The organism is Desulforamulus aquiferis, assembly GCF_030577015.1.
Classification (GTDB): domain Bacteria; phylum Bacillota; class Desulfotomaculia; order Desulfotomaculales; family Desulfotomaculaceae; genus Desulfotomaculum; species Desulfotomaculum aquiferis.
Genome location: NZ_JARPTC010000002.1, coordinates 1 through 13,265, shown reverse-complemented (window position 1 = coordinate 13,265; position 13,265 = coordinate 1). Strand labels below are relative to the sequence as shown.

Below are 13,265 nucleotides of genomic sequence, written 5' to 3'. Positions count from 1 at the left end.
CAATCTCTAATTATTTAACGCACCATTCATGACGGGCAGATAAATACATGACGAAAGCAGTTGGTCATGGAATATTTGCTGTTTAGCTTTCACAAATGTTGTATCCTTGCCTATAGAGTCATTTGTTCCTAAATTGCGATTAAAACGTGGGAAAGAACCACTTGAAACCTGCAAACGTATTTTATGCCCTTTTAAAAAACGATAAGCGGTGGGGGCTAACTCTACGGTGATTTTGTATACTTCTTCTCCTTGATATTGTTTGTTTTCAGGAGCTACACGCAAAATCCCATCGCACACATTATAAGAGGCTCCGTTAGGATGCACATCACAGACCCTAACAAAGAAATCCGGACATGAAACACTTGATGAGAAAAATAATGTAACTTCACATCGACCAATGATCTCCAAGTCATTTATCAAGGCTTCTGTTTCATAAATAAGAACATCATTTCTAGCTTCCAGCTCGCTATTGTCAACTACTGATTTACCGCTTCCCGCCATACGATATGCACCACCGACACTTGGGGTTGGATTAGAAGGGTCATAGATATAAGTGTCTGGTTGTGAATCGGGTGCTTTGTTTTTACTTAACTTCTTGCCAGGCTGTAGAAACAGAGTTTGATCTGCTATTCCTGTAGGCGGAAACGAATCGTATTCGCGCCATTCATTTGCGCCCATAACATATACTTGTACAGGGTTTTTTCTTAATAATTTTTTTTCGCCCAGGAGCATGGCACGCATCCATATGATTGAGTGATGCAGGGATTGAAAAGAAGCTTCACCCTCAAAATGGGACCATGGACCAATGGTCAAAAATGGTCTTTTTCCGGACGAACACAATAAATCATAATCTTTCATAAGGCTAGGAAGCATAACATCATACCAGCCAGTTACCATATGATTAGGGACATCCACTTTACTTATATCCTTTTGAAAATTGGCAGAAATCCAGTATTTATCCTCTTTAGATGGATGTGCAAGCCACTCTCTCCAATAGTTTTCCTCTTTACCAGTTTGTGAAACATCTAGGCTTTCCAAAGGTAAGCTTTTTAAATTCTCTGACCTCTTTTTTGTTCCCAAAATGCTATTTTTCAAATGGGCAAAGAAAGATTTATTAAGGGCGTCTACCATCCCTATCCATGCATAGAATATTTCAAGATTAAATGCTCCGCCATCATAAATAAAATCATAAGCATTAGCTCCAACCAAACATGTGCTCATTGCTTTTAAACATTCGTCGCCGGTAGCTGCAAAAGCCCATTGTGTATATCCTAGGTAACTTGCCCCATGTGTCCCTAAGACACCATTAAACCAGGACTGCTGCTTCAGCCACTGTATTACATCTGTGCAATCTGAACGCTCCTGATGAAAGGGATTTAAGACCCCTGATGAACCACCGGTACCCCGACTGCTCACAACAAGTACCTGGAACCCTTGTTCCACCAGTATTTCGATATTTGATATGCCCATTTTTCTATTATTATAAACGGATTGTGTTACTATTGTTGGCCTGTTTTTCAAGTCCAGTGGATAGTAATGATCTGCAAGTAAAACAGCACCATCGGTCATAATTATTTCTAGATCTCGTTCCTTACCTATCAAACGTGTTTCTGCAGGTGGAAGCTTGGCGGATTTGCTCAGCATTTTACTCATTAGGCTCATAAAATCACTCCTCAATATTATGAACTTTTTTGTTTTTTTGAGTTCATTATATTTTAATATCCACTAGCATGTCAATATAATATGAACCAATGTATTTGAAATGGTTCATTATCTCTTATATAATATGATTAATATTTGTACTGTTTTTATTTAGAATTATAAAAGAGGTAGGTGATATGGTTGAATGGATACGAAAAAAGAAAGGAAATGAAAAAGGCTGCAATTGTGAATGCTACCCAGGAATTAATTTTCAAAAATGGAGTAGCAGAAACTAGCATAGATGCTATCGCAAGAAAAGCACAAGTTTCTAAGGTTACTATTTTTAAGCATTTTTCCAGCAAAGAGAATCTTGTTTTATCAGTTTTTACATCATATATGAATAAGTTGATGGATGAATTTGAGAAACTTATTGCTTCAAATTTGTCAGCAAAAGAAAAAATCTCTAAAGTCTTGATTGCTAGTGACAACGGTTCAGATGCGATAGGCAGCCATTTTTTTAATTCCATCATATGGGATGATCCTATGATCCAGTTTGAATATAGTAAAATTGCTTCAGAGCGGGCTTTGCCTGCTATTGTATCAATATTTATGCAAGGAAAAGCTGAAGGGGTAATTGATGAAGATATAACAACCGAAGCATTAATTGCGTATATTGGTGCATTAATGGCAATTTTCAAAGATCCTAATTTCTTGAAAAGTAGCCAAGAATATAAAAATAGTATAAGGAAGTTATATTTTTACGGGATATTTGGAAAGAAAGGCTGATTGCCTTCGGGAGTGTACGAAATTTTGTGTAATTGGTTTGTGACTTTATAAATTTGGGTAGGCTTATAATGGCTCTTACCTGCAAGAAGGATAGGGCAATGCTAAGGAGCAACCCGAGCGTCTTGCAGGGTTCTGCCGGAGATAGCTGAGGATATTATTCCCAGCTTTCTTCTTTTTATTGCTATCTCCGGGAGAAAAAATGGCGATAAACCTATTACCTAGCCACTAGATTTTAGGTAATTTCTGATTGAAGCCGATCCCCAAAATAGATTGCCAGTTGGGAAATACAACTTCTCCATTCCCGAATTGGCATGGTCCACTTTCGGGAGATTGAATCTGTTGCCAGGTAAATTATCTTCCTTAACGCATAGTCAGTAGGGTAGGCAGTCTTAGTTTTCGTAACCTTCCTTAATTGCCGGTGGTATCCTTCAATAATATTGGTGGTATAAATTATTTTTCTAATTTCATACGGGTAATCAAAATATGTAGTTAGCTCCAGCCAGTTATTCTCCCAAGACTTAATGATGATGGGGTGCTCATCTTACCATTCAGCATCATAACTAATAAAAATATTATCATATTTCGAGTACGTTGGTTTGCCTATTATGCAACCTTTTAACCCCAACATCCACCCTGCTCTGTCAACCTCGATAAAATCAAAAAACATCTAAATCGACCACTCACGAACCGCGAATAAGCCCCCTTTTGTGCCTTGGTAGAAAAGCCCCGAGTCTAAAGATGTTAATTCAATTGATCTAAGCCTAATTCTGAAGTAAGCATTTCAAGATTATTAAATATCTTTTCTTCATCCCAGTTCCACCATTGAAGTTTTAGCAAGAACTCAATTTGTTCATCTTTAAATCGTTTCTTAATAAATTTAGCCGGATTTCCGCCATAGATTGTATAAGGTTCAACATTTTTTACTACCGTTGAGTTAGCAGCAATAATGGCACCATCACCAACTTTTACCCCCGGCATTATGGTTGCATTTTGACCTATCCATACATCATTACCAATCACCGTGTCTCCCTTGAAAGGCAGCTGTTTTATTGTTGGAGTAACCTTTTCCCAGCCACCTCCAAAGATATTAAATGGATAGGTTGTTATGCCATCCATCCTATGATTTGCTCCATTCATAATGAATTTTACACCCTCTGCTATTGCGCAAAATTTACCTATGATTAGCTTATCTCCAAGAAATTCATAATGATGCTCTATATTATCATAAAATTTCTCAGGAGACTTTTTATTATCACTATAATAAGTGTATTCTCCAATCTCAACATTGGGTCTCTTCGGTAAATTACTTATATAACAAACTGTTTTGATGTTTTCATTTGGGTATAGTTTTTTCTTATCTGGTCCTTTCATATAATCTTGCCCCTTTCAAGCTTTTTTTCCAACCCTAAATTCTATTTCCTATTTTTATTTGAAAAGAATATTGTATCTAATAAATTAACTGAGCTATTTTATTAGATTCCTCAGCAAACCAAATCCCTCCGTCTTGTGCAAGTATAATACCATGGGGTTCTGAATTAGGCGTAGGGATCTTATATTCAGTAATTTGTCCACAAAGTGTGATACGTCCAACTTGATTCGCCTCCCACTCTGTAAACCAAAGATCTCCATCTTTGCCAGGTGTAATTGCATGTGGCTTAGCATTTTCTGTAGGTATTGGGTATTCCGTAATTTCTCCTGCTGGTGTAATTCTGCCAATCTTATTTCCGTTAATCTCTACAAACCAGAGGGCACCATCTGACCCTTTGGTGATTCCTACTGGTCCAGAGGCTGGGGTTGGTATAGGGTATTCAGCTATTTTTCCTGAAGTAGAAATCCTTCCTATTTTATTTCCTTGGTTTTCTGTATACCAAAGAGCTCCATCTGGACCTGCTACAATCATTGAAGGAAAGGATGCTTTGTCAGGCAAATCATATTCGATTATCTTCCCATTAGCATCTATTCTACCTATTTTATTACCTGTAATCTCTGTAAACCAAACTGCCCCATCAGAACCTAAAGCAATCCCAAAGGGACCTGAATTTGAAGTTGGAAGATTATATTCAGTAATTTTACCTTCTATTGTAATCTTGCCTATTTTGTTAGCCTTGTATTCTGTAAACCATAGTTCTTTTCCGACACCAGCTGCTATTATTGAAACTCCTGCATCTAGAGTTGGTATTACGTACTCAGTTATTACTCCACCCTCTGTAATTTTTCCTATCCTATTCCCTTGATTTTCTGTAAACCATACCTCTTGATCAGGGCCTAAGGTCATTCCATAAGGTCCTGATTTAGCTGATCTCAAACTGTATTCATTAATTTTTACATTCATCATATATTAATCACTCCTTTAAAGTATTTATACAAAAACAAAAAATGGATCGTCAACAGTAAATTAGACAATTTTCTTAAGTGCCATATTTTTGAATTCCAATGGACTAAAGATAGCCTAATGTAGAATGAATCCTTTTCTTATTGAACCATTTAACATATTCATCCAACTCTTTTTGCAGATCCTCTAACGTCCTAAATTGTCGATTTCTAACAAACTCCGTTTTGACAACTTTGTAAGTTGCCTCTGAGACTGCATTATCATACGGGCATCCTTTCATACTTAAGGATCGTTTTATGCCAAAGGTATTAATTACTTCGTCAATCAATTGATTTTTAAATTCACTGCCACGATCTGTGTGAAGAGCTGAATATCAAATAAATTGCCTTTAACCTTAGCAAAGGCCTGATAAACAAGTTTTGCATCCTTGGCCTGTCCACAACTATGTCCGATGATTTCTCGATTGAATAGATCTATGAGCAGACAAATATAATTCCATCGGCCAGCTACTCGAACATAGGTTAAATCACTATAAGGGGACAGTTCCGCAGTTAAGTAAAACATAAACGTACTAAAGCGAACTAAAACTTCTCGCTGGGTTACCCAGGCAAGGTGTTCACTTAAGTAATCAAATAAAATAAAGAAGCCTTTGTTCCCCTTACTGCTGATTGGGGTGAACAAGCCAAGTTAGATATAATAAAATACATGCTACAAAAAAAACGGCTGAGCAGTCAGTGGATATATTTGAAAAAGCAGTCAATCATAGTAATTTGCCTACCAAGTGAAAATTGCGTTGGAAAATGGTAGGCAAATCAGGTAGGATTGATATTTTTATTGCTCTGAGCCCTTGATTTTCCTGGTCAAAAGGCAGACAGTTTCCACATGCCTTGAGTAGATAAAAATGATGCCGCCTTGAGCTGGTGGGGCCTTGGCGGACATTCATCCATGCTGGGCGAGGATATCATTCTCCATTTTGAGTTGCTGAAGCTCCTTGCGCAGCTTGGTTAATTCCTGTTCCTCCGGGGTTCTGTTATAATTGTTAAAGAAATGGATCGACACCTGCTCATAGCACCATCTATAAAAATAGAGTTATTAAAAAGGTTAACAATATAAAAACCATTCCTGCCATTGCTACAAGCAAAACTAAGGGGATTTTTCTACCTGCAAAACTATTAGTTAATGCCCCTTTCTTTGGACATACAACAATGCATTTTTTGCAGTTAAAACATTCAGCCGATATTACCTTCTTCATTTTATGCACCTCTAGATTTGAGGGACATTTCTTTGTACATAACGTGCAATTGATGCACTTATCTTCGAATCGGACGATACCACTGGGGCTAAACCGACCTGCAACTCCGGCGACAGCACCCTGTATGCAGATATATTTGCAGAAGAATCTATCAATAAAGAATGAGCCAATAATTGTTACAAACATCAACATAATACTTATCCAGGCTAATCCAGGCAATATTATGTCATATTGCTCAAACACATCGTCTACACTGACTTGTAGCAGTAACTTGCCACTTGCAATGGATAATACTGCAAAACCTGTAAGTATGATGTATTTCGCTGCTCTAAGATATTTATCGAGTGTTACAGGAACTGTGACCCTTTTTTTTAAAAGCTTGAATCCTATGTATCCAACAACCCTTTGCAGCGCCCCCACCATGCACAAAAAACCACAAAAGCTTCTTTTGAAGATAATGGCAAATAAAATAAATATTATTAGAACTGCCATAATGTTAAGTTGAACTGCCTTTTCGAAAGTCTCCTCAATAAGGGAATGAAAAACAAACGGGAATATTGTTAGAAAAAAAGGAATGGCTGCTTTTGCTAATTTCTTAGTATTAAGAATGGCTGTTTTTTCTAATTCCTTAGTATTAATATTCATTACATGACCTCCGTATATTTGAGCTTGCCCCGTTAAAGTAGACACATAGAATGGCGGATTTTCTTCAGAATTTACAAGATTTCATTCTTAGCTGTTTATTTAATTAGTCACCCCTTGACATGGAGCCTCTAGATCATTTCTTAATCAGGCTTTTGATGGAACTTTTGGAAGGCTTCACAATGAGTTTTCCTTTGAACTTTCTGAATGTCCATCCAAGTAAGTCGAATCCATCATCTATATGCGTGATTGTAGTCTTTTCTTCTGATAACATTAGTCCTCGAAACATCGTACTCAACTTTTGACCAGTCAATGGACTCCCACTGGTTGGAAAGCGATTTTGTGTCTTTTAGAATCTCGGTTTTGTCCGTCGTTGAATTACTAAAATTCATAGGTTTACAATCCTTTCCTGCCAAGAAATACCATTGGATAAGTCTGCACCCTTTCAGGTTAGGGCAAATTTTGAACCCCTATCCGATTTCATTACAAAATCAGCGTTCGCTTTTTATCCTTTTCGTCTGCCCTCTATGTCTTTTCATCCCCTTACGTTTAGATATCTCTTTATGGAGGAACATATAGGGTTTACCAAGTTCCGCGTAATATATAATTGTGAATGCCTTAGGAGCCACCTTTAAACCGGGAGTTCTTTATCCATTCGCATTGGTTTGACAGATCGCCTTTGCTCGACTCCTTACCTTTTGGTCAAAGCGTATCAGCCTATTTCGCTTTCTCCAGCGTAACGATTTCTACAGTGATTCACTTTACGTTCTCCATAGCATTCTTACTCTAGCAGTTGTTCCAGTTTTAGGCTACTCGAACTTCCACATTGTCTCGTGAGCTTTCTAACCCAGACGTTGCCATCCATGCTAGTCACGATAGAGTTACCCTGAATGGATGGGGTAGTTCTTTCGACAATATATTACGCGACCTCTTGTCGCACCTGGCTTCCACGATCCGAGTGGTGTATGAGACCTGGTGATGGTTTATAACGCCAAACTGCCTGGTGTAAAGAATCGAGTACTAACTGACGAGTAATTGTACTGTCCATGGCCCAACCTACTATCTTTCTATTAAATAAGTCCTCAATGGTGGCAAGGTAGAGCCATCCTTCATCCGTTGGGATGTAAGTAATATCGGACTTATTCTGATATCAGAATAAGTCCGATATTACCTGGCTTCCGGGAGAATCTATTTCTACCTGTATCTGATTTTGGATTTATACAGTCGCAAAATGCGGAGTCCATCTTCCGCACATGTAAATACCGCCCTAATTACCCAACTAAGGGGTTTGCTACACGAAATGGGTATTACAATTTACGTCATGGTACAATCAGGAACACCGACACAGTGGTCTTAATCTCCTGACCCCAAATCAACGACATAACGGCCTCTCACAGCAAATTCTGGAGAAAAGAAAACAAGTTTATGAAGAGGCTAAGTTAAAGCATCCAGAGAGATGGTCTAGATCTACCAGAAACTGGTCATTAGATGAGGCTGTTTGGCTAAACCCAAATACAGCGAAAGAGTCAGAATTGAGCGAAAATAACTCTGCTTAGCTATACATATTTTAGAGAATCACGACAACTAGCTTGACAAACACCGCGTTTCTCTTCACTGCCATTTGTCTTCGCGGCTTATCTTGGAACGATAGGGGTGATATATTCGCCGACCTTTAAAATTTTTGATGTGCTACTGGGCTCTGTGTGGTTACCGATAATTTTTCTAATTAGTGGGGCTTTATTGGGTTATGCTTTAATGGTACTTATCAAACATTTACAACTAAGAAGATAATTAATCTTATGAGTTTCATCCTTACTTGCTTCTTTTCTTACCTAATGTAAATCCACTAAGTTTATAAGCCATAAAAAATACTGTCCTAGTATTTTGGGGTCGCCCATTCTCAAAAAAAGAACATTAACAAGTTGTTCCTTCGACATATTTAGAACATGCTGCTTTCTTATTATTTTATTAATATCTGAACGCAATAATTGGCATGCTATTTTTTGGGTTTCCGAACAATCTATTTGTGACAAGACAATGCTAATATATTCTTCTACATTTCTGCACATAACCACACCTTCATTCAGTTTTTTTGATCTTCACAAAAATACCTCCTGTTTATTTATGTGATAATAATATCAAATCACATTAAACAAACAGGAGGTATAAAATTAAACAAATCCTAAACTCTCTTTTTTCAATTTAATTAATAATTATAATTTACTACTCTAACAAGTATTTCGAGCTTTTACTGCTATCTTCCTTATTTTTTTCCAAGAGGATACTTATCGAAGCCTCTATCTTCCATTGAATAACCTGATAACCATATAATTTTATCCTATCTATTCAACCGGTATCCCACACCCCATACTGTCTCTAAGATTTTTGGGTTTTTACTGTCATCCTCAATTTTTTCACGAATACGATTAATATGCACCATAACCGTCGCGCTATCCCCAACATAATCATATCCCCATATTTTTTCAAACAATTGTTCCTTCGAGAAAACAATATTAGGATTTTCAGCCATAAATTTTAATAATTGAAATTCTCTGTTAGGAAAATTAATTTCTTGCTCACCCTTATAGACCTTCCATCCATGCAGAAGAACTCGAATATTACCTATTAGTATCTCATCGCCCTTCTCATCCAACTCTATCTGATTGGCTTCTGTTAATCGACTATACTGTCTTATATTTGCATTTACTCTTGCTACAAGCTCAGCGGGATCAAAAGGTTTAGTAATATAATCATCTGCACCAAGTCCCAGACCACGAATTTTATCAACAGATTCCGTCCTTGCCGTTACCATGAGAATTGGAATATTAAGTTCACCTCTTATCTTTTTGCATATCTCATATCCATTCTTCCCGGGAAGCATAAGATCCAGTAGTATTAAGTCAAAATTTTCCACATGCAGAAGTGGAAGTACTTTATCTCCATCACTTACAATGAATGTTTCAAACCCACTAGCTTGCAGATAAGCCTGTACTATCATACTGATATCATCATCGTCTTCGACAATTAGAATTCTATATTTTGCATTCATCTAAATCACCTCATTCATCCAAAATTGGTAGTCTTATTCGAATAGTAAGACCGTTGCTGTTTTCTGCATCTACTGAGCCTCCCATAGCATCCACTAGATATTTTACAATATAAAGACCTAGACCATTCCCTTCTTTTATATTCCTTGACTCATCACTTCGAAAAAACTGTTCAAAAATATGGGGAATCTTATCTTCTGAAACTCCACAGCCATTATCAGAGATCTCAAGTACTGCATATGCATGTTCTTCAAAAATATTAATGGTAATTTCAAGCTTATCTGTTTCTGCATATTTTTTACTGTTTTCCAGTATATTATCGAGTATTCGTTTCATTTGTTCTCGGTCAACATTTGAAAACAAACCTTTTTTTACATCTTTTATTTTAATTTTTATAGATTCATTCTCTATCAATAATTCGTATCTTTTCACATAGGCTTCCAGATACTCACTCCACTCTGTCTTTTCAAAAAACAGTGGCATATTACCTGTTTCAAGCTTTGAAAAATAAAATAACCTTTCCAAAAGCCGATCCATTTCTATCGTTCGTCTATAAGCTGTATCAAGAAATTTTTCTCTTGATTCAGGTGTTGTAGCAACCCCATCCTTGAGACCTTTTATTGTTCCTCTAATTGCCGTTAATGGAGTCCTTAAGTCATGAGAAATTCCCGCCACCATTTCAACTCTCGCCTTTTCATAAGACTCCTTATCCGCATTAGCTTTCGTTATATGTTCCTGCATTTCATTAAATGCGTCACAGACATATTCAAATTCAATATCTCCTTTGTATTTAACAGGTTCAGAAAAATTTCCTTCTTTCATTCTTTTTGCTCCTTCTGACAATACATCTAAAGGATTTGTGATATATTCTATAAGTCTCTTAGTAAAAATCTGACTAATTATGATTAAGGCACCTATGCAAAATATAACATCAATCAGCAATAGTATAAGTATAGTAGTCAAACCATTTTTTGGAAACAAGAATTCATGATATTCTCCTGCAATTGCAAACACATTCATTTTCTCATTCATATTATTTAGTGTTAGCACAGTCATATAGTCTTGTACATAAACATGTACCTTTCCATCTGTTTCCAAATCATCTCCAATATAATTTATAAGCTTACTCACAGGAAAATCAGTATTTGAGTAAACCACTTCACTATCTATTTCAACGCCAAGAGAAAATCCATACCTATTCAGTTTTGTTGCAAGATTGTTTATCGCCTCTTCTTTTGGGGATGGATTCCAATCTGTCAGGATATTTCTTATTTGTTCGGTATTATCTGCTAACTTAGACGAACTAATCGTGCTGTTTTTATATTTGAACTCATATAAATTTATTACAAACATATTAACGAAAAGAAATAGACTTAAAGTTACAAGTACCATTCTGGTATTAGAAATAAAAATTCTGCGTTTCACCGTCTGCTTTTCCTTATTCATCGTCCTCCTCCTCATAATAGGTGTCACAGAAAAAATCGTATGAATATCTTTCCTTAACAACAGACCGTTGCTGGTGCTATGTAACCCCTCTTGGAAATAGGGCTTTATATGTGCAGCTTCAAGAACCGGCAATGTTTTTTCGCCAGAAATTGCACAACGCCTATGATATGCCTCCGTAACTAGAACTTTAAAAGTTCCTTGTCCAATTCTGGGGTAAATAATTTGACCTGAGCCATATCTGTTCTTCTTCTTTCACAATGTCAATTGTGCTATCTGCATGAATTATTCTTTGTAACCTCTCCTGAACCTGCTGATAAAGCCTTCTCCCAAGTAAAGTACTTGTATCATAAGATTTACCTTGCACTATATTGGGTTTCCAGTCTTCAGGAACGGGTATCCACTCACTCTTTTCGAAGAAAAAAGGAGCAGTAAGAATAATGCAACCTATTACCGGATCAGGTTCGCTTCTAAAATTGCTTTTTCGATATTTATGAATGGCGTTTGAGAAGCTATAATAATCCACCGTTCCATTTTTATTTCCAAATGCTTCCCATGCTAATGAAACTGGCAGAAAAGAGTGACGAACAAATAAGCCCCCACAAACATCTTCATAAATAAATTCACCCTTCAGCTATAATACTGATTTGATTATACCTCAATTAACTAATCAAGGCGTAATAATTTACCTAAATATTTAGTAAAAAGCACCTACCTCCCGGCAGATGCTAATAAATCATTATCAATTCTCTTCTAGAGCTTCCTTCATGGCTTCTACTAGGTATAACTGTGGCAACTTCATAATTACATATCTATTCAGCCTTACATAAATTAGAATTAGTTAAACAATATACTTTTTTAACCAATCTTGAAATACATTTAACTGTGCGTTAGTATGAAAAAAATGTTCACCTTGTTGCATAACTTCTAACTGACACTGAAACCGTTTAACAAAATTATCTATAGTTTCATATTCGCACAAATCATCTTTAGCACCATAAAGTACTACAGTAGCAACGTCCCATGTATCTACTGGATGTTCATTGACATAACAATAATAGTCCCAATAAAGAATTTGACCAATCGGAGTCTCTATTTCCTGTTCTTTTTGCAAACGCTCTGGAGTTACATTGAACCACATCATCATATTGCTAATGATACGTCCCATATCCACAACAGGAGATAAGAATAGACACTGTTCTAACACTTCTTCTTTATATGCTAAAAGGCTGAAGTATGCCCCCATGCTGCAAGCAAACAGACTTATGTTCTTCCAATGTTGTTTTGCATACAACATAATAGTTTTAAGATCTTTCACACAAAATTGTACTTTACAAGGAATATCTATTTTTTCCCGTTCACCATGTTGTGGCAAATCAAAACTTAATACCTGATAATCTTTTTCAACAGCCATTTCTGCAAGTAATTTAATAACCGTATCTTCCTTATTGGACATATTTCCATGGACGGCAATAAACACATGCTCTTTCTTCTCTCCCCATTCAACTGCTGGGATGCCCTCTATCTCAAATTTTCTCTTTTGCATTTCATTACCCTTTCAAATCTCTCTTAATTATTGTTTCCATGTACTTAAAACACCTAAGACTATAAGCCTTAAACCATTGACTATAAGTGCTACCTTCTTTCTATCCTTACCACGCACTCAACGTGCCCTGTCCAAGGAAACATATCCACCGGCTGAACCTTTAATGTTTGATAATTATATCCCGACAAAATCGAAAGATCCCGGGCCATTGTAGCGGGGTCGCAGGATACATAGACCACTCTGGGTATGTTGGCTAAGGCAATTGCTTCGAGTACTTCCTTAGCACAGCCTTGCCTGGGTGGATCTAATATGACAACGTTTGGCTTAAATTCCTTATCCAACATTCTGGGCAGAATAATTTCTACCTTTCCGGGGATAAATTCTGTATTAGTAATGCCATTTAATACGGCATTATGTTTGGCATCCTCTACTGCCTCAGCAATTACTTCTACACCGATCACCTGTTTTGCCTGGTGTGCAAAGAACAGAGCGATTGTTCCGATACCACAATAGGCATCAACTACAGTTTCGTTATTTTTAATTCTAGCTAATTCTAAGGCCTTATTATATAAGACT

Annotated in this window: 9 protein-coding genes and 3 pseudogenes; 1 reads left to right on the top strand and 11 read right to left on the bottom strand. The window is 36.7% G+C overall.

Going from position 1 to position 13,265, the window contains the following annotated elements; translation table 11 throughout:
• Positions 1–6: 6 nt before the first annotated feature.
• Positions 7–1,662 carry a CocE/NonD family hydrolase gene (locus P6N53_RS01160; protein ID WP_304540492.1) on the bottom strand — a complete coding sequence of 552 codons (1,656 nt, stop codon included), beginning with the start codon at positions 1,660–1,662 and terminating at the stop codon, positions 7–9.
• A 180-nt stretch (positions 1,663–1,842) separates the two neighbouring features.
• Here P6N53_RS01160 and P6N53_RS01155 point away from each other — a divergent pair, with 180 nt between their 5' ends.
• Entirely contained in the window at positions 1,843–2,427 is a 585-nt protein-coding gene (locus tag P6N53_RS01155; RefSeq protein WP_304540491.1) for a TetR/AcrR family transcriptional regulator, read from the top strand.
• Positions 2,428–2,659: 232 nt separating this feature from the next.
• On the opposite strand, the pseudogene P6N53_RS01150 reads toward P6N53_RS01155, so the two are convergent.
• The 10 genes and pseudogenes from P6N53_RS01150 to rlmD all read right to left on the bottom strand — a co-directional run.
• A pseudogene (locus tag P6N53_RS01150) lies at positions 2,660–2,962 on the bottom strand (transposase); the annotation flags it as partial.
• A gap of 206 nt (positions 2,963–3,168) precedes the next feature.
• A complete protein-coding gene (locus tag P6N53_RS01145; protein ID WP_304540490.1) occupies positions 3,169–3,798 on the bottom strand; it encodes a Vat family streptogramin A O-acetyltransferase in 630 nt (209 codons plus the stop codon).
• A gap of 76 nt (positions 3,799–3,874) precedes the next feature.
• Entirely contained in the window at positions 3,875–4,759 is an 885-nt protein-coding gene (locus P6N53_RS01140) for a Vgb family protein (RefSeq protein ID WP_373322969.1), read from the bottom strand.
• Positions 4,760–4,822: 63 nt separating this feature from the next.
• Positions 4,823–5,290, bottom strand: a pseudogene (locus P6N53_RS01135) (transposase); the annotation flags it as partial.
• Between the two features lie 544 nt (positions 5,291–5,834).
• Positions 5,835–6,656, bottom strand: a complete 822-nt coding sequence (locus tag P6N53_RS01130; RefSeq protein WP_304540486.1) for a 4Fe-4S binding protein — start codon at positions 6,654–6,656, stop codon at positions 5,835–5,837.
• A 937-nt stretch (positions 6,657–7,593) separates the two neighbouring features.
• A pseudogene (locus tag P6N53_RS01120) lies at positions 7,594–7,791 on the bottom strand (transposase); the annotation flags it as partial.
• A gap of 1,200 nt (positions 7,792–8,991) precedes the next feature.
• Entirely contained in the window at positions 8,992–9,702 is a 711-nt protein-coding gene (locus P6N53_RS01115; protein WP_304540483.1) for a response regulator, read from the bottom strand.
• 10 nt (positions 9,703–9,712) lie between these two features.
• Positions 9,713–11,146, bottom strand: coding sequence for a HAMP domain-containing sensor histidine kinase (locus P6N53_RS01110; protein WP_304540481.1), 1,434 nt, complete (start codon positions 11,144–11,146; stop codon positions 9,713–9,715).
• An 838-nt stretch (positions 11,147–11,984) separates the two neighbouring features.
• On the bottom strand, positions 11,985–12,689 hold the full coding sequence (locus tag P6N53_RS01105) for an alpha/beta hydrolase (protein ID WP_304540479.1): 705 nt from the start codon (positions 12,687–12,689) through the stop codon (positions 11,985–11,987).
• A gap of 89 nt (positions 12,690–12,778) precedes the next feature.
• A partial coding sequence (gene rlmD, locus P6N53_RS01100; protein ID WP_304540477.1) for a 23S rRNA (uracil(1939)-C(5))-methyltransferase RlmD occupies positions 12,779–13,265 on the bottom strand: 487 nt, incomplete at its 5' end.